This window comes from Trueperella sp. HMSC08H06, from assembly GCF_001808465.1.
GTDB classification, from domain to species: Bacteria; Actinomycetota; Actinomycetes; order Actinomycetales; family Actinomycetaceae; genus Trueperella; species Trueperella bernardiae.
Map to the genome: position 1 here is coordinate 90,999 of NZ_KV793361.1, position 21,194 is coordinate 112,192.

The 21,194-nt window shown below is 66.4% G+C and carries 21 protein-coding genes and 1 tRNA gene; 5 read left to right on the forward strand and 17 right to left on the reverse strand.

The features are described from left to right. Positions 1-26: 26 nt before the first annotated feature. The 3 genes from HMPREF3174_RS06160 to cysS form a co-directional block, all read right to left on the reverse strand. On the reverse strand, positions 27-1,295 hold the full coding sequence (locus HMPREF3174_RS06160) for a hypothetical protein (protein WP_062613085.1): 1,269 nt from the start codon (positions 1,293-1,295) through the stop codon (positions 27-29). Between the two features lie 64 nt (positions 1,296-1,359). After that, positions 1,360-2,346, reverse strand: coding sequence for a 23S rRNA (guanosine(2251)-2'-O)-methyltransferase RlmB (gene rlmB, locus HMPREF3174_RS06165; protein ID WP_236698648.1), 987 nt, complete (start codon positions 2,344-2,346; stop codon positions 1,360-1,362). Beyond that, positions 2,330-3,754, reverse strand: coding sequence for a cysteine--tRNA ligase (gene cysS, locus HMPREF3174_RS06170; protein ID WP_070448238.1), 1,425 nt, complete (start codon positions 3,752-3,754; stop codon positions 2,330-2,332). Before cysS ends, rlmB begins: the two co-directional genes overlap by 17 nt. 231 nt (positions 3,755-3,985) lie before the next feature. Between cysS and HMPREF3174_RS06175 the strand changes: the two genes are divergently transcribed. Further along, positions 3,986-5,341 carry an MFS transporter gene (locus HMPREF3174_RS06175; RefSeq protein WP_062613082.1) on the forward strand — a complete coding sequence of 452 codons (1,356 nt, stop codon included), beginning with the start codon at positions 3,986-3,988 and terminating at the stop codon, positions 5,339-5,341. A 138-nt stretch (positions 5,342-5,479) separates the two neighbouring features. Here the strand turns inward: HMPREF3174_RS06175 and ispF are convergent, their stop codons facing one another. The 5 genes from ispF to HMPREF3174_RS06200 all read right to left on the reverse strand — a co-directional run bounded on the left by ispF (position 5,480) and on the right by HMPREF3174_RS06200 (position 9,201). Continuing rightward, the gene (gene ispF / locus HMPREF3174_RS06180; RefSeq protein ID WP_062613080.1) at positions 5,480-5,947 is read right to left on the reverse strand and encodes a 2-C-methyl-D-erythritol 2,4-cyclodiphosphate synthase; all 468 of its coding nucleotides are present in this window, start codon (positions 5,945-5,947) and stop codon (positions 5,480-5,482) included. A 1-nt stretch (position 5,948) separates the two neighbouring features. Further along, positions 5,949-6,710 (reverse strand): IspD/TarI family cytidylyltransferase, encoded by a 762-nt coding sequence (locus HMPREF3174_RS06185; protein ID WP_070448239.1) that lies wholly within the window; start codon positions 6,708-6,710, stop codon positions 5,949-5,951. After that, the gene (locus HMPREF3174_RS06190) at positions 6,710-7,246 is read right to left on the reverse strand and encodes a CarD family transcriptional regulator (RefSeq protein ID WP_062613078.1); all 537 of its coding nucleotides are present in this window, start codon (positions 7,244-7,246) and stop codon (positions 6,710-6,712) included. The genes HMPREF3174_RS06185 and HMPREF3174_RS06190 overlap by 1 nt, the downstream gene beginning before the upstream one ends. Before the next feature lie 90 nt (positions 7,247-7,336). After that, positions 7,337-8,035 (reverse strand): response regulator transcription factor, encoded by a 699-nt coding sequence (locus HMPREF3174_RS06195; protein ID WP_062613076.1) that lies wholly within the window; start codon positions 8,033-8,035, stop codon positions 7,337-7,339. After that, positions 8,032-9,201 carry a sensor histidine kinase gene (locus HMPREF3174_RS06200; protein ID WP_062613075.1) on the reverse strand — a complete coding sequence of 390 codons (1,170 nt, stop codon included), beginning with the start codon at positions 9,199-9,201 and terminating at the stop codon, positions 8,032-8,034. The genes HMPREF3174_RS06195 and HMPREF3174_RS06200 overlap by 4 nt, the downstream gene beginning before the upstream one ends. A 188-nt stretch (positions 9,202-9,389) precedes the next feature. Between HMPREF3174_RS06200 and phoU the strand changes: the two genes are divergently transcribed. Continuing rightward, complete coding sequence (gene phoU, locus HMPREF3174_RS06205) at positions 9,390-10,064, forward strand: phosphate signaling complex protein PhoU (protein WP_062613074.1); 675 nt, start codon at positions 9,390-9,392, stop codon at positions 10,062-10,064. A 347-nt stretch (positions 10,065-10,411) separates the two neighbouring features. Next, positions 10,412-11,440, forward strand: coding sequence for a hypothetical protein (locus HMPREF3174_RS06210; RefSeq protein WP_148132185.1), 1,029 nt, complete (start codon positions 10,412-10,414; stop codon positions 11,438-11,440). 136 nt (positions 11,441-11,576) lie between these two features. Here the strand turns inward: HMPREF3174_RS06210 and HMPREF3174_RS06215 are convergent, their stop codons facing one another. Continuing rightward, positions 11,577-12,317, reverse strand: a complete 741-nt coding sequence (locus HMPREF3174_RS06215) for a phosphoglyceromutase (RefSeq protein WP_062613072.1) — start codon at positions 12,315-12,317, stop codon at positions 11,577-11,579. A gap of 68 nt (positions 12,318-12,385) precedes the next feature. After that, positions 12,386-13,438, reverse strand: coding sequence for an FMN-binding negative transcriptional regulator (locus HMPREF3174_RS06220; protein ID WP_070448241.1), 1,053 nt, complete (start codon positions 13,436-13,438; stop codon positions 12,386-12,388). Between the two features lie 90 nt (positions 13,439-13,528). On the opposite strand from HMPREF3174_RS06220, the gene HMPREF3174_RS09600 reads away from it, so the two are divergent. Further along, positions 13,529-13,651, forward strand: coding sequence for a hypothetical protein (locus HMPREF3174_RS09600; RefSeq protein ID WP_256359245.1), 123 nt, complete (start codon positions 13,529-13,531; stop codon positions 13,649-13,651). A gap of 50 nt (positions 13,652-13,701) precedes the next feature. On the opposite strand, the gene HMPREF3174_RS06225 is transcribed toward HMPREF3174_RS09600, so the two are convergent. From HMPREF3174_RS06225 to HMPREF3174_RS09410, 7 genes are all read right to left on the reverse strand, one after another. After that, positions 13,702-13,774, reverse strand: a tRNA-Thr gene (locus HMPREF3174_RS06225). Positions 13,775-13,837: 63 nt separating this feature from the next. Beyond that, complete coding sequence (locus HMPREF3174_RS06230; RefSeq protein WP_148132186.1) at positions 13,838-15,391, reverse strand: alpha/beta hydrolase; 1,554 nt, start codon at positions 15,389-15,391, stop codon at positions 13,838-13,840. Between the two features lie 134 nt (positions 15,392-15,525). Next, complete coding sequence (locus tag HMPREF3174_RS06235) at positions 15,526-16,710, reverse strand: DNA polymerase III subunit delta' (RefSeq protein ID WP_062613066.1); 1,185 nt, start codon at positions 16,708-16,710, stop codon at positions 15,526-15,528. Beyond that, the gene (tmk, locus tag HMPREF3174_RS06240) at positions 16,707-17,462 is read right to left on the reverse strand and encodes a dTMP kinase (protein WP_070448242.1); all 756 of its coding nucleotides are present in this window, start codon (positions 17,460-17,462) and stop codon (positions 16,707-16,709) included. The genes HMPREF3174_RS06235 and tmk overlap by 4 nt, the downstream gene beginning before the upstream one ends. A 69-nt stretch (positions 17,463-17,531) precedes the next feature. Next, on the reverse strand, positions 17,532-20,261 hold the full coding sequence (gene topA / locus HMPREF3174_RS06245; protein ID WP_070448243.1) for a type I DNA topoisomerase: 2,730 nt from the start codon (positions 20,259-20,261) through the stop codon (positions 17,532-17,534). Between the two features lie 49 nt (positions 20,262-20,310). Beyond that, positions 20,311-20,571 carry a hypothetical protein gene (locus HMPREF3174_RS06250; protein ID WP_068539062.1) on the reverse strand — a complete coding sequence of 87 codons (261 nt, stop codon included), beginning with the start codon at positions 20,569-20,571 and terminating at the stop codon, positions 20,311-20,313. Positions 20,572-20,617: 46 nt separating this feature from the next. Beyond that, positions 20,618-20,794: a hypothetical protein gene (locus HMPREF3174_RS09410; protein WP_168160569.1), complete on the reverse strand. Its 177-nt coding sequence runs from the start codon at positions 20,792-20,794 to the stop codon at positions 20,618-20,620. 47 nt (positions 20,795-20,841) lie between these two features. Here HMPREF3174_RS09410 and HMPREF3174_RS06255 point away from each other — a divergent pair, with 47 nt between their 5' ends. Further along, positions 20,842-21,189, forward strand: a complete 348-nt coding sequence (locus tag HMPREF3174_RS06255) for a hypothetical protein (protein WP_068539061.1) — start codon at positions 20,842-20,844, stop codon at positions 21,187-21,189. Positions 21,190-21,194 lie beyond the last annotated feature (5 nt).

The window sequence follows — 21,194 nt, forward strand, 5'->3', positions numbered from 1 at the left end:
CGCAAACGCGGGTAAGGGCCACAAGCTCAGCCCTGGCCCTCCTGCCAGTTGTGCATCCGCTTCCAGGTGTCGATCTCGGTTTGCCGCTGGCGCACGAGCTCCGCCGCATACGCGCTGGTCAGAATGCGCGTGAGGCCCGACACCACGGTGCCGCCGCCCAGCAGCGCACGTATCCGCCACGACATTCCCCGCTCCGACCTGCCAAACGCCGAGGCCAGCATTGCCCCGCCGATAGCAGCCTGCGCGGCCGACATCAGCGCCACCGCCCACGGCCGCTCCAAGTACACCTTGCGGTAGGCGCCCGCCACAGTCGGCTCCACGAAGCCCTCGCCGGCGAGCTCAAACGCCAGCCGGTCCTCAAACGCCGCCCCCGCGCTACTGGGCTCGAAGAGTCGCGAGTTCGGGATGTCGGCCAGCTCGCCGTCGCCCTCCAGCACGTCGGCCACCTCGCTGGGCAACCCGAGCGCATCCACCAGCGCCCGCGGGCCGTCCTCACTGCACAGCGCCTCGCGGATGTCGCCAAACCGGGCCGCAATCACGTCGGCCACCATCTTGCGCGCCACCGCGCCCGCCCCCGTCTCATCGACCACGAACTCGTATTCCTCGGACCCCTGCTCGATCCAGGGGAACACGGGCAGCTCCCCGCTCCAATCCCAGGTTAGATACGAGTTGTCCCGCCGCACGTACAGCGTGGGGCTCTCCTCCGCGTTCCCCGCCGACACCGTGATCTGGAACGACGGCCGCGGGAAAAGCCGCCGCACCGAATCCATGCTCGACTTGGCCACCAGCACCAGGGTCTCCCCCAGCTTGGACACAGCCACCGCCTCGTCCTCCACCTTGACGATGCTGGGCACCTCGGACAGCGGCAGGTCCACGATCACCAGCATGGCGCCCTCGCGGTCAAATGCCGCGTCGTGGATATCGGCGTCGCTAACCGGCTCCTCCTCGGAGTCGTCAAACAGCACCTCATGCGAGATGTCCACCGCGCCCAGGTCAATCGGGCCGTGGGCAACCGTGCCGTCGAGCTCCACCTCCACCTTGCGCAGCCGCTCCGACAGCTCCTCCACCAGGTCATTCACCGAGCGCCCGCGGAACACCGTGCCCGTGTCATCCAGCGTGGCAACCCGACGACGCCGGCCGCCCACCGCCACCTCAAACGTGTAGCCGCCCGAACCGTCCGGACGCCCGCGCCCAAGGATGCGTTCATCGGCGAAGAACGCCTCGATGTCGCCATCAGTCACCAGCGTCTGATCGAGCCGATGGATGTGCCCGTGAACTGTTCGCCAAGATGCCATGTCGCCTCCTTTGCCGTCCGGCCTGCCGTCACCTTCCAGCCTATCGCAGGCCTCCGACACATTTTTAGCCCTGCACGTCTTTTCGGTCGGAATCAATTTGGTAGAGCGCAATCCCGGTGGCCACCGCCGCGTTCAGCGACTCCGTGGCCGAATCAATCGGGATCGACACGACGACGTCGCACGTCTCACGCACGAGCCGCGACAGCCCCGCGCCCTCAGACCCCGTCACGAGCACAACCGGAACGTCCGCCATGTCCGCGCCCGCGACGTCGACCTCGCCGTCGCCCGCCAACCCCAGCACGAAGTAGCCCTGCTCCTTGAGCCAGGACAGCGCCCGCACCAGGTTCGTCTCCCGCGCCACCGGCAACCGCGCCGCCGCACCCGCCGACACCTTCCACACCGTGGCATTCACCGACGCCGAGCGCCGCTCGGGAATAAGCACGCCGTCGGCCCGGAACGCCGCCGCCGAACGCATGACCGCACCCAGGTTGTGCGGGTCCGTCACCGAGTCCAGCGCCACGATGAGTCCCGTCCGCCCCGAGCGTTGCCCGAGCTCCACCAGCCGCTCCACGTCCACGTACTCATACGGCGGCACCTCGATCGCCACGCCCTGGTGGACCGCGCCACCCGTCATCATGTCGAGCTCCGTGCGCGTGACCTCCACGATCGCCGTGCCGGCGTCCATCGCGGCGCGGGCGACCTCAGCCACCCGCTCGTCGTGAGACATCGCCCCCACGAGGAACACGCGCTCGTACGGGATGCCGGACTGCACGGCCTCGTAAACCGGGTTGCGGCCCGCCACCAGCTCATACCCCTCCGGCTGGCGCAGATGCCCGCGCAGCTTCGGGCCCTCGGCGCGCTTGGCCGCGGCCTCGCGCTCCTGCTTCTTCTTATACGCCGGGTGGTAGGTGCGGTCCTCCGCCTTCGGGGTGGGGCCCTTGCCCTCGAGCCGCTTGCGGGAGTGCCCGCCCGTGCCCTTGCTCGAGCCCTTCTTCGCGTTCTTGCGCACCGCCCCCGGGCGCCCGCGGTGAGCGTTAGCCAAGGTCACCACCGACCTTCCAGCGCACGCCCTCCGCCGAATCCTCCACCGTGATGCCGGCGACCGTCAGCGAATCGCGCAGCGCGTCCGCCCGCGCCCAATCCTTGTTTGCCCGCGCCTCCGCGCGCTCCTCGAGCACCCGGTTGACCAGCGCGTCCAGCGCGTCATGCATCGACGACGACGCATCCGCATGCCGCCACGGCTCCGCCATCGGATCCAGGCCCAGCACGTCGAGCATCGCCCGCACCAGCACCTGCTCCGCGCGCGCCTCCACGTGATCATTGCTCGCCAGGGCGCTGTTGCCGGCCGTCACGTGCTCGTGAATCTGGGCCAGGGCGGCCGAGACGTTGAGGTCGTCGTCCATCGCCTCCGCAAAATCCTCCGGGAAATCATCGTGGCCGAGCGCCGCGATCTCCTCCGCCGGCACCTCGCCCACCGTGTCCACCGACCGCTGCACGAACCCAGTCAGGCGCTCCCAAATCGCGCCCGCCTCGGTGAGTGTGGACTCCGAATACGCCACAGTGGAACGGTAGTGGACCGTGCCCAGCGCCAGGCGCACCACCACCGCCGGGTGCTCCTTCACGATGTTCTCCACCGTGAGCGAGTTCCCCAACGACTTACTCATCTTCTCGCCCTCGATCGTCACCCAGGCGTTGTGCATCCAGTACTGCGCAAAATCCCGACCCGCGCCATGCGACTGCGCCTGCTCGTTCTCATGATGCGGGAAACGCAGGTCAATGCCGCCGGCGTGAATGTCGAACTCCGCGCCCAGGTAGCGTCCCGCCATCGCCGAGCACTCCAGGTGCCAGCCCGGCCGGCCGCGCCCCCAGGGTGTCTCCCACGACGCCGTCTCTGGCTCGTTTACCTTCGCCGCCTTCCACAGCGCGAAATCGTGCGGGCCGCGCTTGTCGGTAGCCGCCTCCTCGTCGTCGTGAAGATCGTCCACCGACTGATTCGTCAACGAGCCGTAATCCGGCAAGGACGTCACATCAAAGTACACGTTGCCCGGGTTGCCCACGTATGCATGCCCGCGCTCGATCAGCGTGGCGATCAGGTCAATCATCTCGGGCACGTGGCCCGTGGCGCGCGGCTCATACGTGGGATCCAGCACGCCCAGGTCCCGATACGCCTTGGAAAACTCCTTCTCAAAACGGTAGGCCCACTCCCACCACGGCCGGCCCGCCTCCGCGGACTTCGCCAAAATCTTGTCATCGATATCGGTCACGTTGCGCACCATCGTCACGTCATACCCGCAACGCCGCAGCCACCGCACCAACACATCAAAGGCCAGAGCGGAGCGCATGTGGCCAATATGCGGCGACCCCTGCACGGTCGCCCCGCACAAATAGATGCCCACCTTGCCCGGCTCGATCGGGGTGAACTCGCGCAATGACTTCGTTTTCGAATCAAAAATCTTCACCCCTCCAGACTACCGTCTCCCACCGACACTCGCCCATTTCATCCCCAGCCCTTCGGGCCGCCGACCACACGACGGTGCCCGGGCATCGTCACGCGATGGGTGCAGCTGGCCGGGTGGGCGGCCGTCGTCGGGAAAGCCGGGCGGCACGCGCTGGGCATCGGGCGTGAGAGGCGCGGACGGCGTCGTCGACCTATTTACCAGACAGTAACGAAAACGACGTATGTTAAGACTATGAACCACAACGCGGCGGGCGGCGCAGCCCCAACAACCAAAACACTGACCAAGGACGTCTGGGCCTGGGGGCTGTGGGACTGGGGGTCGGCCGCGTTCAACGCCGTGGTCACCACCTTCGTCTTCACCGTCTACCTCGCCAACGCCGACCTCTTCGGGCCCGACGCCAACCGCCTCCTCGGCTTCGCCCTCGCCATCGCCGGCATCCTCGTAGCGATCGTCGCCCCCGCACTCGGCCAAGCCGTGGACCGCAGCGGCAAACGCGCCACCGTCCTCCGCGTCACCACCACCGCCACCGCACTCATTATCGCCTGCCTCTACTTCGTTATCCCCGGCCAATCCGGGCTATGGCTCGGCCTATTCCTCGTGGCCGCCGGCAACATCCTGTTCGAAACCGGATCCGTCATCTACAACGCCATCATCTCCGACCTCGCAGAACCCCACAATGTCGGGCGCATCTCCGGCTTCGGGTGGGGCCTGGGGTACCTTGGCGGGATCGTCCTGCTACTGATCCTGTTCGTCGGCTTCATCAGCCCCGAGGTTGGCTGGTTCGGCGTCACCAGCAAAGACGGGCTCAACATCCGGGTGGCGATGCTCCTCTCCGCCGCCTGGCTCCTCCTCTTCTCCCTCCCCCTATTCTTCACCCTGTCCAACAAGCCCGCCCGCACAGGCGAACCTCGGCTCGGCGTCATCGACTCCTACCGGCAACTCTTCCACTCCATCGCCGAACTGTGGCGCTCCGACCGGCAGGTAGTGTGGTTCCTCCTGTCCTCCGCCATCTACCGCGACGGCCTCGCCGGCGTCTTCTCCTTCGGCGCCGTGCTCGCCAGCGCCGCGTTCGGCTTCAGCGCCGACGAAGTGATCGTGTTCGGCGTGGCCACCAACGTGGTAGCCGGCATCGCCACCATCGCCTTCGGCTGGCTTGACGACAAACTCGGCGCCCGCGCCGTCATCATCATCTCCCTGACCTCCATGGTCGCCATGGGACTGTGCGTGTTCTTCTTCCACGCCGGGGTGGGGCCGCTCTCACCGAAACAGGTCTACTGGATCTTCGGGCTCGTGCTGTGCATCTTCGTGGGGCCCATCCAGTCCGCCTCCCGCACCTACCTGGCCCGCATTGCCCCGGCCGGCGAGGAAGCAGAGATCTTCGGCCTGTACGCCACCACCGGCCGCGCCGTCTCCGCGCTGGCGCCCTTCATGTACTCCACCGCGATCACCGTGGGCGCCGGGTTGCTCGGCATCGGCGTGGACGAGGCCGCCTACTTCGGCATCCTCGGCATCACGATCGTGCTAGTCATGGGCCTGGTGGCGTTCCTGCCAGTCAAGGCACAGCCGAAGGTTAAGGCGGAGGCTTAGTTCCCGCCCCTGTAGCCAACTAGTGAATCTGAGAGCTCTCATCGCCAAAACCGGCCTTCCCGGCCTCAAACTCATCTGTTCGCTACGGCTTCACCACTGCCTACCCCGGCTCCCAGCTGCCCGCCACCAGTGGGCCGTCTAGACCCTGCTCACCAGCGCCGTGGCGATCGCCGCCAGCCCCTCGCCGCGCCCGGTGAAGCCCATCCGGTCGGACGTCGTGGCCGACACCGCCACCGGCACCCCCACCACCGCGCTCATCGCGGCCTCCGCCTCGGCCTTCCGCGGCGCGAACCTCGGCCGCTGCCCGATGATCTGCACCGAGATGTTCTCCACCTGCCAGCCCGCCTCGCGCACCAGCCGCACCGACTCCGCCAGCAGAGCCTCGCCCGACGCCCCCGCCCACTCCGGGCGGTCCGTCCCAAACACGGTCCCCAGCTCGCCAACTCCGCTCGCCATCAAGATCGCATCACAGGCTGCGTGCGCCGCGACGTCCGCGTCCGAGTGCCCCTCCAGCCCCCGCTCACCGTCCCAGCGCAGGCACGCCAAAAACAGCGGTCGCTCCTCCTCGGTAAACCGGTGGGCATCAAAGGCCGTGGCCACGCGCATGTTAGCGCCCCCTCTTCTCCAGCAACATCTCCGCCACCGCCAAATCCCAGGCCGTCGTCACCTTCATTGCCTCCGGCGAGCCCTCCACGAGCACCACCTCGTGCCCCATGGCCTCCACCAGCGCCGCGTCGTCCGGCGCCGCGCTCAGCTCGTCCGCCCCGCGCTCCCGCCCGGCCCGGTGCGCCTCCCGCACCAGCTCCGTGCGAAAACCCTGCGGCGTCTGCATCGCCCGCAACCGCGAGCGCTCAAGGGTCGCCACCACCGGCTCGACGACGACGCCGCTCCCAGCCGCGTCCCCACCTCCGGCCGCCTCCGGCCCGGCCACGCCAGCCCGCCGGTCCCCGACCTCCTTGATCGTGTCAGTCACCGGCAGCGCCGGCACCACGGCGTCATACCCCGCCTCCAACACGACGCGCACACGGTCAATGACAGCCACGGGCGTCAGCGCCCGTGCGGCGTCGTGAATAAGCACAAAATCGCTGGTCACGGCCGCGAGCCCGTTCGCCACGGACCCCTGCCGCGTCACCCCGCCGACCACCAGCCGCGCGCTCACCCCACCCGCGGCGAGCGCCTTGTCAAACTCCTCGCGCACCGCATTGCCGGCCGGGATGGTGACAACGACGTCGTCCACGCCCGCCGCGTTCATCCCGCGGATCGCGTGCACCAACAACGGCACGCCGCCAAGCGGCACCAACGCCTTGGGCATGTTGGCGCCAAGCCGCGTGCCCGAGCCGGCGCCCGCGATGACGGCGGCGATCGACATTAGTCCGCTGACTCAGCCGACTCCGGCGTGGCAGCCGTGGCCGCCGACTCCGCGTCGATCCCCATCACTTCATCAAGCAAAACTTCGGCCTCTTCATCCGAGATGTCGCGGGCAAGCGCCACCTCAGACCCCAGGATCGCGCGGGCCTGCGCCAGCATGCGTTTCTCCCCCGCCGACAGGCCACGGTCCACATTCCGACGCGACAAATCGCGCACGACCTCAGCCACCTTGTTCACGTCACCCGACGTCAGCTTCTCACCATTGGCCTTGTACCGGCGCGACCAGTTCGCAGGCTCCTCCACGTCCGTCTCACGCAACACATCAAACACGCGTTCCAGCTGCGCCTCATTCGACACATCGCGCACGCCCACCTGCTCCAGCGCCTCCTGCGGAACCTGAATGATCAGATCGCCCTGAAGGATCCGCAGCGTCAGATACGTGCGGGTCTCACCACGCATCGTCTTCTCTGAGATTTCCTCAATGTAAGCCGCACCGTGGTGCGGGTAAACGACGGTTTCGCCAACTTTGAAGCTCACTGGGGGATCACTCTTCTCTCAATCGATGTCCCCCTATTCTACCATTGCACTTTGCCCGCTCGAGCCCCCAAAGTTTCGCCGAAAAGAAAACTACTGCGCCTCCGGGTTCGACACCAGCTTGTAGCCCAAACCCCGCACCGTCACCAGCGCCTGCGGCCTGGCCGGCTCCACCTCAATCTTCGAGCGGATGCGCTTAACGTGAACGTCCAACGTCTTCGAATCGCCAATGTAGGCCATGCCCCAGACCCGGTCGAGGATCTGCCCGCGGGTCAGCACCCGATCCGGGTTCTCCATGAACAGCTCCAGCAACTCGAACTCGCGCAGCGGCATCGGGATCGGCTCCCCCGCCACACGGACCACATGCGCATCCAGGTCCATCTCGATCCGGCCCACCGTCAGCAACTCCGACGACTCCTCGCGCGCCGGCGCATCCGCCATGCGACGCAGGATCGCGTGCATGCGCGCCACCAACTCCCGGTACGAATAGGGCTTGGTCACGTAATCGTCCGCGCCGATCTCCAGGCCCACCACCTTGTCGATCTCCGCGTCCTTCGCCGTGACCATAATGATCGGCACCTGGGACTGGGCCCGGATCCGCCGGCACACCTCATTCCCCGACAGGCCCGGCAACATGAGGTCAAGCAGCACCAGGTCGATCTCCTCGGAGAACTTCTCTACCGCGGCCAGCCCGTCCGCCGCCGTCTCCACCTCAAAGCCGTCGCGTAACAGGTTAAATTCGAGCATGTCCCGATAGGTGGGCTCATCCTCCACCACAAGAATCCGCGTCATCTCGCGCCCTTCATGTCCACCACCACCTGGCCCTGCGCGCCTTCCGGCACGTAGGCCTCGGGCAGAATCATGGTGAACGTCGAACCCTGCCCCTTCTGACTCCACACCTTGACACGCCCGCCATGCTCGGCCACCACGTGCTTCACTATGGACAACCCTAGTCCGGTTCCACCCGTTTCGCGCGAGCGCGCCCGATCCCCCCGGTAAAAGCGCTCAAAAATCCGTTCACGGCTGCCCTCCGGGATGCCCTCGCCCTGGTCAATCACAGAAATGTGGACCTCCCCGGACTCCGCGCTCACCGCCACCGACACCTGCCCAAAATGGCGCGAGTACCGCACGGCGTTATCGAGAAGGTTCCGCACCGCCGTCGTGAGCAACGCCCGATCGCCATACACCTGCAGGTCCGGCGTGCCACCCGACACGAGCCGCACGTCCCGCGACTCCGCCTCCACCCGCACCCGGTCCAGGGCCTCGGCGACGACGCTGTCAACCTCCACGAACTCCGAATCCGCCAGCGCATTCGCATCCTGGAGGCGCGACAGCTGGATGATCTCCTGCACCAACTGGGACAGGCGCTCAGCCTCCTTCGTCAGCTGCGCCGAAAACCGCCGCACGTGCTCCGGTTCATCCGCCACCTTAGTCAACGTCTCCGACAGCAACCCAATCGCCCCCACCGGGGTCTTCAACTCATGCGACACATTCGCCACGAAATCCCGCCGCGTCTCCTCCAAACGACGCTTTTCCGTGTTGTCCTCAAACAAAATCAGCACCTTGTCACCCGAAATCGGAGTGGCCAGCACCGACAGGCGCAACTCCGGCGCATCCTCATCCAAGCGCGGCAGCCGCAAATCCAACGCCGACACCTCCCCTGCCGCACGCGCCTCCGCCGCCAAATTCCGCAACTCCTTGCGCAACTGCCCATTCCCGACCAGCCCGTAAGCGTAAGTGATCGACGAAGCCCGCACCACGGCGTCGTCAACATCAATGATGATATGCGACTGCGGCAACGCCGCCAGCACCGCCATCACATCCGAATCATCCACGACAGGCGACGGAACCTCCGCATTCCCGAGGAGCCGCTGCGAAATCTCATAGGCCGCAACCGCCACCACAACCACAAGGATGCCAAGGAAAAACCCCAGCCCGAAACCGAAACCGTCTGCCATGACTCCAAGCGTAAACCATCCCACCGACACTCTTACCCCAACACCCAAGCTTCCTCTCACCCGTCAATTCCCGTTAACCTTCGCGGTAAACTGTGTTCACCTGAACATGGTGGAATCTCCAAAGGGAGCGAAGCCGCGCCCCTCCACCCGCTCGGGTCACTCAACCGCGGCACACAAAAGGAGTACCGTTGCGCGAACAATTCCGTCAGCAGATGCAAGAACTGTCTGACACCCTCGTCTTGCAAGCAAAGGCCGCCGCGAAAGCCATGAATGGTGCCGCCGCTTCCCTCACGGACGCCAACCTCGCCCTCGCCGAGCGAGTCATCGACGCCGACCACTCCATCGACATGCTCGAGCGCAACATCGACGACATGGGCATCTCCCTGCTCGCCCGTCAGGCCCCGGTCGCCGGCGACCTGCGCACCGTCGTCTCCGCCCTGCGCCTGTCCGCCACCCTCGAGCGCATGGGCGACCTCGCCCGCCACGTCGCCTACGTCGCACGCGGCCGCTTCCCGCAGGCCGTGGTCAAGGGCGAAGTGCAACAGCTCTTCGAGAAGATGGCCACCAAGGCCGCCGAGGTGGGCAACCTCGTGGCGAAACTCGTCGAGACCCAGGACCTCTCCATCGCCGCCCAGATCATCGCCGACGACGACGTCCTCGATGACTTCCACTCCCGCACCTTCGACTACGTCCTCGACGATTCGCTCGACCTCACCCGCCAGGAGATCGTGGACATCATCCTGCTCGGCCGCTACCTTGAGCGGTTCGGCGACCACGGCGTGTCCGTGGCGCACCGCATGCGCTTCCTCGTGACCGGCATGGCGCTGGACGACGAGGAGATGGCCCAGATCGAGGAGTTCTAGGCCCGGCTGGCCAGCTGCCCGGGCTCGAGGGCCGGTTCAGCGCCGGTTCGCCCGCGTGCAGGCCCGGCTCAGCGCCCCGCCGCTGGGTCACCTCGCAAATGCTGTACTAAACCGCAAGATGCGGCACTAAATAACGGTAAAGTAGTGCCGCATCTTGCGGTTTAGTGCCGCATCTGTGGATCGGACCGCGCTCGACAGCCTCGGACACCCACCCCATCCACACGAACCCGTCGCAAAACCTGTCCACAGGCGCGCGATGTGCCGACCCTATCCACGTATGGGGGTTGGGCAGCATTCGTCGTCGTCGGAAAACAATATGCTCATGGGCAAACAGGGAAAGGACACCCATGAGCACGCGCCCCCGCCTCGTCTCGCAGCCCACGCCGAACACAGACATTGGGTTGCCCTCGTGGCTCAAGAATGCAGAGGTGCGCTTCTTGCGGATCCGCCAGCAGGGCGTACGGCTCGGCGACCTTCACACCGATGATCACCGCGAGCTTGGCCGGCATGCCACCGCTCACCGTTGGCATCGGCCTTTCCCCGGCTATGTTTGCCCCAGCCCAGATCCGGAAGCCCAGGCGTACGAGCGCGAGCGGACGGCAGCCCTCCACCTCATCGACTACGTCGACCGCCGGCGCACAGACCGAGCGCGCTCCAAACACGTGGCACTGGCCGGGCAGTCCGCCGCGATGCTGCTCGGGTTACCGCTGGTCCACGGGCATCCCAGCTACGTTGTGCGGCAAGTGGGGCCCGCGAGCTCTTCAGGACGCACGGCCAACACCCGCACCTTTCGCTCTCCCGCCGAGCCGGAGACGGTGGAGGTGGCGGGAATTGTGGTGTCGTCGCCGGCGCAGGTGGTGGTTGACCTGGCGCGTTTCGCCACGGTGGAGGATGCACTGGCCTGCGCAAACTTCGTCCTCCACCGCGAGCTCGCAACCCGCGAGCAAATCGAAACGATCGCAGGGCAGCTACAACGGGTCAAAGGGGTGGGGAACATTCGGCGGGTGCTACGGCTGATGGATGGAAGGATTGAGTCGGTGGGCGAATCGCTGACGCTGTTGCGCCTGGACGATTTCTCCCTCCTTCCGGTCAAGCCGCAAGTGTGGGTGCAGTTGCGGGATCGGACGTACCGGCTCGACTTCCTCGACCTCGCCCGCAAGATCGCCTACGAATTCGACGGCAGGGCGAAGATGTTCACACCTTCCATGCTCAAGGACGGCGACGTCCGCGCCGCCATCAGCCACGAAACCGACCGCGACCGCCATCTACGCGCGATCGGCATCGATCCGCTTCACTTGGTGTGGAGCGATGTGAAAACCCGGGAGGGGTTCGAGAACTGGCTCGCGGATGCCCGCGCGCGTGGCGTGAGGATCTAGCGTCGTCGCTACACCCGACCGGACACACTGCGCCCAGATGCAGGGGGGAGAACAGAGGGCGCGGGCAAAAGGGCGGGTGGCCTGGGCCGGCTTCTGCCGTGCTCAGGCCACCCGTGCACACCAGGTTGTAGACCTGCTACTTGCCCTGGTTGGCCACGGCCTCGATGGCGGCCTTGGCGGCCTCCGGGTCGAGGTAGGTGCCGCCCTTCTTGACGGGCTTGAGAGTCTCCTCGTCGAGCTCGTAGTAGAGCGGGATGCCGGTGGGGATGTTGAGGCCGGAGATATCCTCGTCGGAGATCTCATCGAGCATCTTGACGATGGCGCGTAGCGAGTTGCCGTGGGCAGCAATCATCACGGTCTTGCCCGTCTTCAGATCGGGGACGATGGCTTCCTCCCAGTAGGGGAGCAGGCGGGCGATGACGTCCTTGAGGCACTCGGACAGCGGGATCGGTTCGCCGGCGTAGCGCGGGTCCGAATCCTGGGAGTACTCGGAACCGACCTCGATCTCCGGCGGGGCGACATCGAACGAGCGCCGCCACTCCATGAACTTCTCATCCCCGTACTCGTCGCGAATTTCCTTCTTGTTCTTGCCCTGCAGGGCGCCGTAGTGGCGCTCGTTGAGGCGCCAGTTGCGGTGGACAGGAATCCAGTGGCGGTCGGCCGCGTCGAGTGCGAGGTTCGCGGTCATGATCGCGCGGCGCAGCAGCGACGTGTGGAGGATGTCGGGCAGCACACCCGCATCGGTGAGGAGCGTGCCGGCGTGGCTCGCCTCCTTCACGCCCTTCTCCGACAGCGGCACGTCAACCCAGCCGGTGAAGAGGTTCTTTGCGTTCCATTCGCTCTCGCCGTGGCGAACGAGCACCAACTTGTACACCATATTGTTCCTTCTCTTGGAGAGGTTACGCGTTTTCGCGCATCCCTTTCATTCTATCGTTTTGCGGGCCCCTATTTGTGGGACTCCTCGCGTGGGAGCTGTTCCCATCGCACGCCCAGGTCGGTACTGGCGATGAGATTCGCGAACGCGTCCTCGGCTGCGGCCGAGATCCCGTCCGCCACGTCTTCCCCGGCGGAGACCAGATCCAGCCCCACGGCTCCCGCGTGCTCGCATTCGACGACGCCGCCCTTCACGGCCCATCCTCCACGGCCCGGCATCCCGCCATCCTGGGGAAGCCCGGCGAGCCACTCCTCGGCAGCAGCCCTCGCCTTCGTCTCCGCCCCGTCGGTCAACACCAGTCGCAGCACGGCCGGCGTGCCGTCATTGTGCGGGGGTTCTTCCCACAGCCAGCCGTAGTCAACCACGTACCGCCGCGGATCCTCCTTCTTATCCCACGCGATCGGCAGCTTGCGCGCGCCTTCCACCCGGCCTTCCCGCTCCTTCGCCCAGGGGATGGCGATTTCCTCCATGAGGTCCGCCACCGGGCACGCCGACTCGTCGCGCTCCCGTAGGTGCCGCGCCGTTTCCGCGATCCCCTCCGCCGACAGGTTCTGGCTCAACTTCGCCTTCCCGATCACCTCGGCGACCTCCAGCTCCACGCCCACCATCGCCGCGAACGCCGCGTGCACGAGTTCATAGGACGTGTGCTGCCCCACCCGCCATTCACGCTCGAAGTGCTCCACCAGCGCGGTGAGATGAGCTTGCTTCCACGCCGTGTCGTCGTGAATCGAGAGCGAGCCCCTGAGGTGGACCGTGACGTAGTTGAGCGTGGGCACGGTGGGCAGCTTAGCGCCGGGGCGCTCGGCCGGGAGGTCCAGGCCCGACACGTGTGCGCTCGGCCCCTGGACGATCAGCATCGCCTCCCCCGCGTCCCGCCACTGCGGGTTGACCCGGTTCAGGTGGAACTGGGCCACCACCTTGCCCCCGCACTCCACAATATTGAACGGCAGATACGTGGCGTTGAGGCCCCCGGCCCCAACGGACACGAGCTGCCCCACGCCGATGCTCCCGGCAAACCCGAGGGCGGCGGCGCGATCCATGGCATGTTGCTGTGCGACGTACATGCCACCACTCTACAATCTCCCTCCGACAAATTTTCCCGACGCCGTCCGGCCCGGGCACAACGCCAGGCAGGGCGCCCCGGCTGCACCCTCATGAACCTGGAACTGATCCGCCACGGCTACCCGGCCATCACGATCGCCCTCGTCGCCGACCTCATCGGCCAGGAGGGAGTCCTCATCGCTGAGCTCCTCACCCGATCTTGCCCCGGTACGTAGAGCCGGACAAACAAAAGCCCGGCAACCACGAATGGTTGCCGGGCTAGCCGAGCCGCCTGAGAGAATCGAACTCTCGACCTTCTCATTACGAGTGAGACGCTCTGCCGACTGAGCTAAGGCGGCCTGCAGTTCAATTTATCGAACTGCTCCCCCGTTTACCAAATAGCCGGACGTGATCTATGCCGCCTATTCGGCCGGGCAGGTCAGCCCGTCCTCGGGGGCCTCGCCCGTGAGCAGATACTGATCGAGCGGCTGGGAGATGCACTCGCCCGCACGGCTGTAAGCCGTGTGCCCCTCGCCTTCCCAGGTCACGAACCGTGAATTTTCCAGGTTGTCGGCGAACGCCTTGCCCCACTCGTACGGGGTGGCCGGGTCGCCCGTCGTTCCAACTACCACGATCGGGTCCGACCCCGCCGCCACGAACGGCCCCAGCGACCCGTCCTCGCCGCCCGGCATGATCTGGCAGGCGTACTCGGAATAGCCCATCGCGGCGCCGAACACCGGGGAGATCTCCTTCAGCTCATCCGACATCCTGTCCCAGTCGGCCTCCGTGCCCTCCACGTGCGTGTCAGCGCAACTGATCGCGAAGTTCGCCTCGAACATGTTGTTGACGAACTTATCGCCCTCGCGGCCCATGTACTGGTCGAACAGGAGGGCGAAGATCGAGCCGTCGTCGTCGTGAATGAGGCTGTCAAAACCCGCGTCGAGCGCGAACCACAGCGAGTCGTCGTAGAGCGGGGTGATGATGCCGTAGAAAAAGCCCGTCTCGCCCAGCACCCGGCCCGAGCCGGCGGACACGGGCTTTTCCTTGATCTGGTCGGTCAGCTCGGCCAGCTTCGCCCAGCCCTCATCCACCGTGGCACCTAGCGCACACTTGCCGCCCTCCACACAGTGCTGCAGGTAGGCGTCAAACGCCTCGGTGAAGCCCACCACCTGGGCCTTCGCCTGGTCGAAGCTGGAGATCGAATCGTCCACCGCGCCGTCGAGGATCATGCGCCCCACGTTGCCCGGGAACAGCTCCGCATACATGCCGCCCAGGCTGGTGCCATACGAGAAACCCACGTAGTACAGCTTCGGATCGCCCACCACCTGGCGCAACACGTCCAAGTCTTTCGCGGCAGAGCGCGTGCCCACGAACTCCAACAAGTCCCCCGACTTATCCTTACACCCGGCCACGAGCTTCTCCGTGTCCACCTTGGCCTGCGCCTTGCCCTCGGGGGTGTCCGGGTAGGAGGTGTCGAGGTAGGCGGCCAGGTCGGCGTCGTCGAGGCAGTCAACCGGCGTCGACTCCCCCACCCCACGCGGGTCCGCACCCACGATGTCGAAGTTGGCCAGGATTTGGTCCGAGAAATAGAGATTCGCCTGGTCGACCATGTCCAGAGCCGACCCGCCCGGCCCACCCGGGTTGACGAACAGCGTGCCGATCGGATCACCCGTGGCCAGCATCTTCTTCATCGAGATCGTGATGGTCTTCCCGCCCGGGTTGTCGTAGTCGAGCGGCACGGTCGCCTCGGCGCACTCAAACCCGCTACCGCAGGCGCTCCACTCCACTTCCTGGTCGTAGAACTCCTCCAGGCCGGCCGGCGCCGCGGGCATCTCCGCCTGGATCGCCACCGCACCCGCAACGTTCGTGGGCTCCGGCGCAGGCGACGTTGACGGGCCAGCATTCTGACCACCGGACGAGCACGCCACGAGCAGGCTCGCCGCGGCACACAAGGACATCATCTGAAGCTTCTTCACACAGCCAATCTATCGCATGGCTCGCACCGCAGTCTTCGCCAACGGGCGCATTCGGGGGTTGCGGCCCCGCAAGCCCCGTTGTGGAAAACTTCTCGACGACGACGCCCGGCCCGCCCCACGCCGCTCGCCCGCGCCTACTGCCGCATCGCCGACAGCGCCGCCTCCATGAGCAGCTGCGGGGCCACGTTGGAGCGCAGGCGCTCGCGGGCCTCGCTCAGCGTGTCTATGCGGTACAGCGCCTCGGACGGGCCGATCCCCGCCGAGACCTTCTGGATCGCCTGCGCATAGTCGCCGTTAATGAGCGACACCTGGGCGCCCAGCTGCACGGCCACCACGTCACGGTAGAAGGAGATCATGTAGGTCAGCTCGCGGTCAATCATGTCGTGGAGCGTGCGCGTGGCGCGGCGCTTAGAATCGACGCTGGTCGCCTTCACCTGGCTCCGCACCGCCGCCGGCACCCGCGCTCCGGCCTCCAGGCCCAGTGCGGCGAGACGCTCAGCCTCCTCACGCTCCTCGGACTCCTTGTCCCGCTTCGTGTTGCTGACACCCATGAGTTCCGGGTCCACCAGCATCCACGCGGCCACGGCCGCATCCCCCACCCCGTGGATCGACGCCAGCGCGTCTAGGGTCTTCTTTCGCAGCCCCGCGGCCTCCGGGTCCGTGGCCAGCGCCTTCGCAACCCCAATGTGCGACTGCGCGGCCTGCGCCGCCACGAGCGCCGCCTCCGGCTCAACGCCCTCGCGCTCCACGAGCAGGCGCGCCACCTCGTCCACCGCCGGCGTCACCAGGTTGACGTTCCGACACCGGGAGCGGATCGTGGGCAGAACGTCGGCCACCGCCGCCGTACACAACAGCCAGACCGTGCGCGGGCCGGGCTCCTCAATCGCCTTGAGCAGGACGTTCGTGGTGCGCTCGACCATCCGGTCCGCGTCCTCAATGATGAACACCTTCCATGATCCACTCCCCGGCGCCTGATAAGAGCTAGCCACGTAGGCGCGCACCTCGTCGGCCTTGATTGTCACCAGGTCAGTCGACAACGAGCTCACATCCGGGTGCTGGCCCGCCATCACGGCCTTGCACTGGGAGCACTCCCCGCACCCCGGGGTAGGGCCCGTGCACTGGAGGGCGGCCGCGAACGCGCGAGCCGCGAGTGAGCGGCCCGACCCCGGCGGGCCCGTCATCAGCCAGGCGTGGCTCATCGCCGAGTTCCCCCGCGCCGAGCCAAATCCCGCACCCGCGATCTTCCGCGCCGCCTTAACGGCGCGCGTCAGGTCCGCCACCGCCTCCTGCTGTCCGACCAGCTCATCAAAGACGCTCACGCGCGCTCGCCTCCCGGCCCGCCAACGACGCCGTCCGCGCCCTCGTCGCCGCGCATGCCCCCAGCGCCGTCCGCCGTGGCTCCCGGCCTCTGCCGGCGTTCCTCGAACATCCCCACCACGACCTCGCGAATCTCCTCCGCCAAATCTTCCACCGGCCGACGGGCGTCTAACGTGTAAAACCTCTGCGGCTCGCGGGCGGCGAGCAGGCGGTACTGGGCGCGGACGGCGTCGTGAAACTCCTGGCCCGCGCGCTCGAGCCGGTCCAGTCCGGGGGACTCGCCGGCAACCGAGCCCTCACCCGCCGTTCCTCCAGCGCGCGCCGCGGCGCGCCGCGCGGCGTCCTCAGCGGGCAGGTCGAGCAGGAACGTCACATCGGGCAGCAACCCGCCCACAGCCCACAGCGACAGCTCACGCACCTCCTCAGTGCCCAGCTCCCGCGCCGCGCCCTGGTAGGCCACCGACGAATCCAAGTAGCGGTCGGTCACCACCACCGCCCCGCGCTCCAGCGCCGGGCGCACCTTCGACTGCACGTGATGCGAGCGGTCCGCCGCATACAGCAGCGCCTCCGCTCGCGGGCCCATGTCCTCCCCGTGCAACAGCAACTCACGGATCGCGTTGCCCATCTTCGTGCCGCCGGGCTCGCGCGTGACGACGACGTCGCGCCCCGTCTCCTCCAGCCAGGCTGCGAGCACGCGTACCTGCGTGGACTTACCGCTGCCGTCCCCGCCCTCGAAGGAAATGAACAGGCCCATCGCTTCCTACTTCCCGTCGACTACTTCCCGCCGCCATCATGAGCCGCGCCCAGCGCGGCCGCCAGCCGCCTACTTCTTCTTCGCTGCCGTCTTCTTCGCCGGTGCCTTCTTAGCCCCTGACTTGCTCACCGTCCGCCGCGTCTTATTGCGCGCCTTCGGCCCGCCCTGCTCGGCAATCTTCAGCCGGCGCTGAACCAGCAGCTCCTGGGCGCGCTCCGGGGTGATCTGGTTGATATCCTCCGAACGCGGCAGGGAGGCGTTGGTCTCCCCGTCGGTCACATACGGGCCGAAGCGCCCGTCCCTGAGCAGGATCTTTCCGCCCGACACCGGGTCAGTCCCCAGCTCTGCCAGCGGCGGGCGCGCCTGGCGCTGCCCGCGCACCTTCGGCTTGGAGAAGATCTCCTCCGCCTCCTCCAGCGTGATGGAGAAGATCTGGTCCTCGCTCTCCAACGACCGCGAGTCCGACCCGCGCTTCATGTACGGGCCGTACCGCCCGTTCGTGGCCACGATCATCTCCCCGTTCGACTCGCCCACCTCACGCGGCAAGGACAGCAGACGCAGCGCGTCGTCAATCGTCACCGTGTCCGGGCTCATCGAGGCGAACAGCGAGGCTGTCTTCGGCTTGGGCTTGACCTTCGATACCTTGCCCGTGGGCGTGTAGGCCACCGCGTCCTCCGGCAACACCTCCGACACGTAGGGCCCAAAGCGCCCGTCCTTGACCACGATCGAGTAGCCGGTGTCCGGATCCTTGCCCAGCTCCCGGTCCTCCTGCATCGCGGAGTCCAGCAGCTCCTTGGCCTTCTCGATCGTCAGCTCATCCGGCGTGACCTCCGGCGGGATGTTGGCCCGCCGCGTCACCGCGCCGTCCACGGTCTCCTCCAGGTAGGGCCCGTAGCGCCCCACGCGCACCGCCACCTGCTCCGACAAGTCGATCGTGTTGACCGCCCGGGCGTCAATATCGCCTAGCCCGTCCACCTGCCCGTGCAGACCGCCGCCAGCGCCACCACCAGCCGCGCCCTCGCCCGCGCCGCCCGTACCAAAGTAGAAGCCGCCTAGGTAGTCCACGCGGCTCTTGTGGCCTGCGGCGATGTCGTCCAGGTCGGATTCCATCTCCGCCGTGAAGTCGTAATCAATGAGCTCAGGCAGGTTGTCCTCCAGCAGGCGCACCACCGAGAACGCCGTCCACGTGGGCACCAACGCGCTGCCCTTCTTGTCCACGTACCCGCGGTCGATCACTGTGGAGATCGTGGAAGCGTACGTGGACGGGCGCCCGATTCCGCGTTCCTCCAGCGTTCGCACCAGCGAGGCCTCCGTGTAGCGCGGGGGTGGGGTGGTCTCATGGCCCTCGGCCGTGGCCTGCAGATTCGCCACCTCTTCGCCCTCGGCCAGGTCCGGCAGCCGCGCCTCCGACTCCTTGTCCTCATAGCGCTTCTTGTCCCGGCCCTCCTCGTACGCCGCGAGGAATCCGCGGAAGGTGATGATCGTTCCCGACGCCGCCAGCGTGGCTTCCTGCACGCCCCCGGCCTGCACGTCCACCACCAACCGCACCGACGCGGTGGAGCCCGTGGCATCCGCCATCTGGGAGGCGACCGTGCGCTTCCAGATCAGCTCGTACAGCTGAAACTCCCGCCCGCGCAGCTCGTTCGCCACCTGCTGGGGCGTGCGGAACGAATCGCCCGCCGGTCGGATCGCCTCATGCGCCTCCTGGGCGCCTTTCGCCTTCGACGTATAAAGCCGCGGCTTTTCCGGCAGGTAGTCCGCGCCGTACAGTTCCTGCACCTGGCGCCGCGCCGCCGAGATCGCCTCGGTGGACAGGTTGGTCGAATCCGTTCGCATGTAGGTGATAAAGCCGTTTTCGTACAGCGCCTGGGCCACCCGCATCGTGTCACGCGCCGAAAGGTGCAACTTGCGCGAGGCCTCCTGTTGCAGAGTGGAAGTGGTAAATGGCGCCGCCGGCCGCCTGCGGTACGGCTTCGTCTCCACCGAGGCCACGTACGCCGACGCCGCCTCGATCGCCTTCGCCACCTGCTCCGCCTGCTCGGCCGACAGCGTGGCCACGCCCGCCTTTTCCGACTTGGCGGTCAGCCGCCCGTCGTCGCCAAAATCCTTGCCCGACGCGATCCGCACGCCGTCCACCGCATACAGCTTCGACTCGAACGGCTGGCCTTCTTTGTCATGGCTGACCGTCACGTCCCAGTACGAGGCCGGCACGAACTTCATACGCTCCCGCTCGCGCTCCACCACCAGACGGGTGGTCACCGACTGCACGCGCCCCGCTGACAACCCCGGCGCCACCTTGCGCCACAGCAACGGCGAGACCTCATCCCCCACCAGCCGGTCAAGGATGCGGCGCGTTTCCTGGGCATCCACCAGCTGTGTGTCGATATCACGGGTGTTATCCAGCGCGCGGGTGATCGCTTCCTTCGTGATCTCGTGGAAGACCATGCGCTTGACCGGCACCTTCGGCTTCAGCACCTCGAGCAGGTGCCACGCGATCGCCTCACCCTCGCGGTCCTCATCGGTTGCGAGGTAGAGCGTGTCGGCATCCTTGAGCGCTTTCTTCAGCTCGGCGACCTTCTTTTTCTTGTCCGCATTCACCACGTAATAGGGCTCAAAATCGTGCTCCACGTCCACGGCAAACTTGCCGAAACTGCCTTTCTTCATCTCGGCTGGCAGCTCCGATGGGCGCGGGAGGTCACGAATATGCCCAATGGACGCCTCGACCACGAAATCGGAACCCACATAGTTCCCGATCGTGCGCGCCTTGGCAGGAGACTCGACGATGACAAGCTTCGTCATTGATTCCTCTTTCTATTCGCCCCGCGGCGAGATTGAACGTGAACGCCGGCTAAAGCGCCACCGGCTCGACGAAAGTCAGCATACCCAACTGTTTGAGCTGAACAACTTTCGATATCAACTTTTCCACCAGTGTATCCGGCGCCTCCGACAATATTTCCGCCAGCGCGGACACGATCTGCGCCGTGGTCAGCTCCCCGTGCGCCACTGGCGCCAACCTCGCCAAGTCCTCCTGCCGCAGCCCGGCCCAGATCCGCTCCATGTACTTGTGCAGGTTCGGCAGGACCATTCCGTGTAGCTCTTGCGCGATCACGACGCCGTCGCCCAGCCCACGGCCAGATATCCCATGCCGATGTGGGTCACCTTGCGCGCGCCGAAGTCCGCCAGCCACGCGCGGTACGAGAGGGCAGAGTCAGGGTGGCGTGGGTGAGCGCGCCGTCACGCAGCCACATCTCGATGTAGGACGTGACGGGCAACAGCTCGCGCATGACGAGGTCAACGTCCAGCCCAGCGTCCCGATAGTCAAGCTTGCCCACGCCCTCCCGCGCGGCGGCCGGCGTGATAACGAACGGCGGGTTACCGGGTGTTTGTTGATGGCACCTTGGTTCGACACCTGATGTCCGGCGATGCGGAATTGGACGGGGGCGAACCTATTGTTGACAAGTCTCGTTTTGCGTTCGTGGAGGATGGTCAGGACGAATCATTGGCCGAGGTGGGTGGGGACCTGGTCATTCAAGAACTTCAGCGTCCCGTTGGGGCCGTAGGCCGGGACGACGATGCGTTCACCGTGCGCGCACGGCACTTTGCCTACACCCACCCCGCCCCTGACGGTGTCAGAAATGGGCCGAACAGCGCCCAGGCAGCAAACGCCTGGACCGACGATCTGCCGAAGAAGACTTCGTTCTTCGGCAGATCATTCGGAAAGAAGTAACCCCA

Coding starts and splice junctions, on each gene's coding strand:
- HMPREF3174_RS06160 (WP_062613085.1), bottom strand. CDS start 1,295: ATGGCATCTTGGCGAACAGTTCACGGGCACATCCATCGGCTCGATCAG.
- HMPREF3174_RS06220 (WP_070448241.1), bottom strand. CDS start 13,438: ATGTACGTCGCACAGCAACATGCCATGGATCGCGCCGCCGCCCTCGGG.
- HMPREF3174_RS06215 (WP_062613072.1), bottom strand. CDS start 12,317: ATGGTGTACAAGTTGGTGCTCGTTCGCCACGGCGAGAGCGAATGGAAC.
- HMPREF3174_RS06200 (WP_062613075.1), bottom strand. CDS start 9,201: ATGGCAGACGGTTTCGGTTTCGGGCTGGGGTTTTTCCTTGGCATCCTT.
- HMPREF3174_RS06175 (WP_062613082.1), top strand. CDS start 3,986: ATGAACCACAACGCGGCGGGCGGCGCAGCCCCAACAACCAAAACACTG.
- HMPREF3174_RS06185 (WP_070448239.1), bottom strand. CDS start 6,710: ATGTCGATCGCCGCCGTCATCGCGGGCGCCGGCTCGGGCACGCGGCTT.
- topA (WP_070448243.1), bottom strand. CDS start 20,261: ATGACGAAGCTTGTCATCGTCGAGTCTCCTGCCAAGGCGCGCACGATC.
- tmk (WP_070448242.1), bottom strand. CDS start 17,462: ATGGGCCTGTTCATTTCCTTCGAGGGCGGGGACGGCAGCGGTAAGTCC.
- ispF (WP_062613080.1), bottom strand. CDS start 5,947: ATGCGCGTGGCCACGGCCTTTGATGCCCACCGGTTTACCGAGGAGGAG.
- HMPREF3174_RS06210 (WP_148132185.1), top strand. CDS start 10,412: ATGAGCACGCGCCCCCGCCTCGTCTCGCAGCCCACGCCGAACACAGAC.
- HMPREF3174_RS06195 (WP_062613076.1), bottom strand. CDS start 8,035: ATGACGCGGATTCTTGTGGTGGAGGATGAGCCCACCTATCGGGACATG.
- HMPREF3174_RS09600 (WP_256359245.1), top strand. CDS start 13,529: ATGAACCTGGAACTGATCCGCCACGGCTACCCGGCCATCACGATCGCC.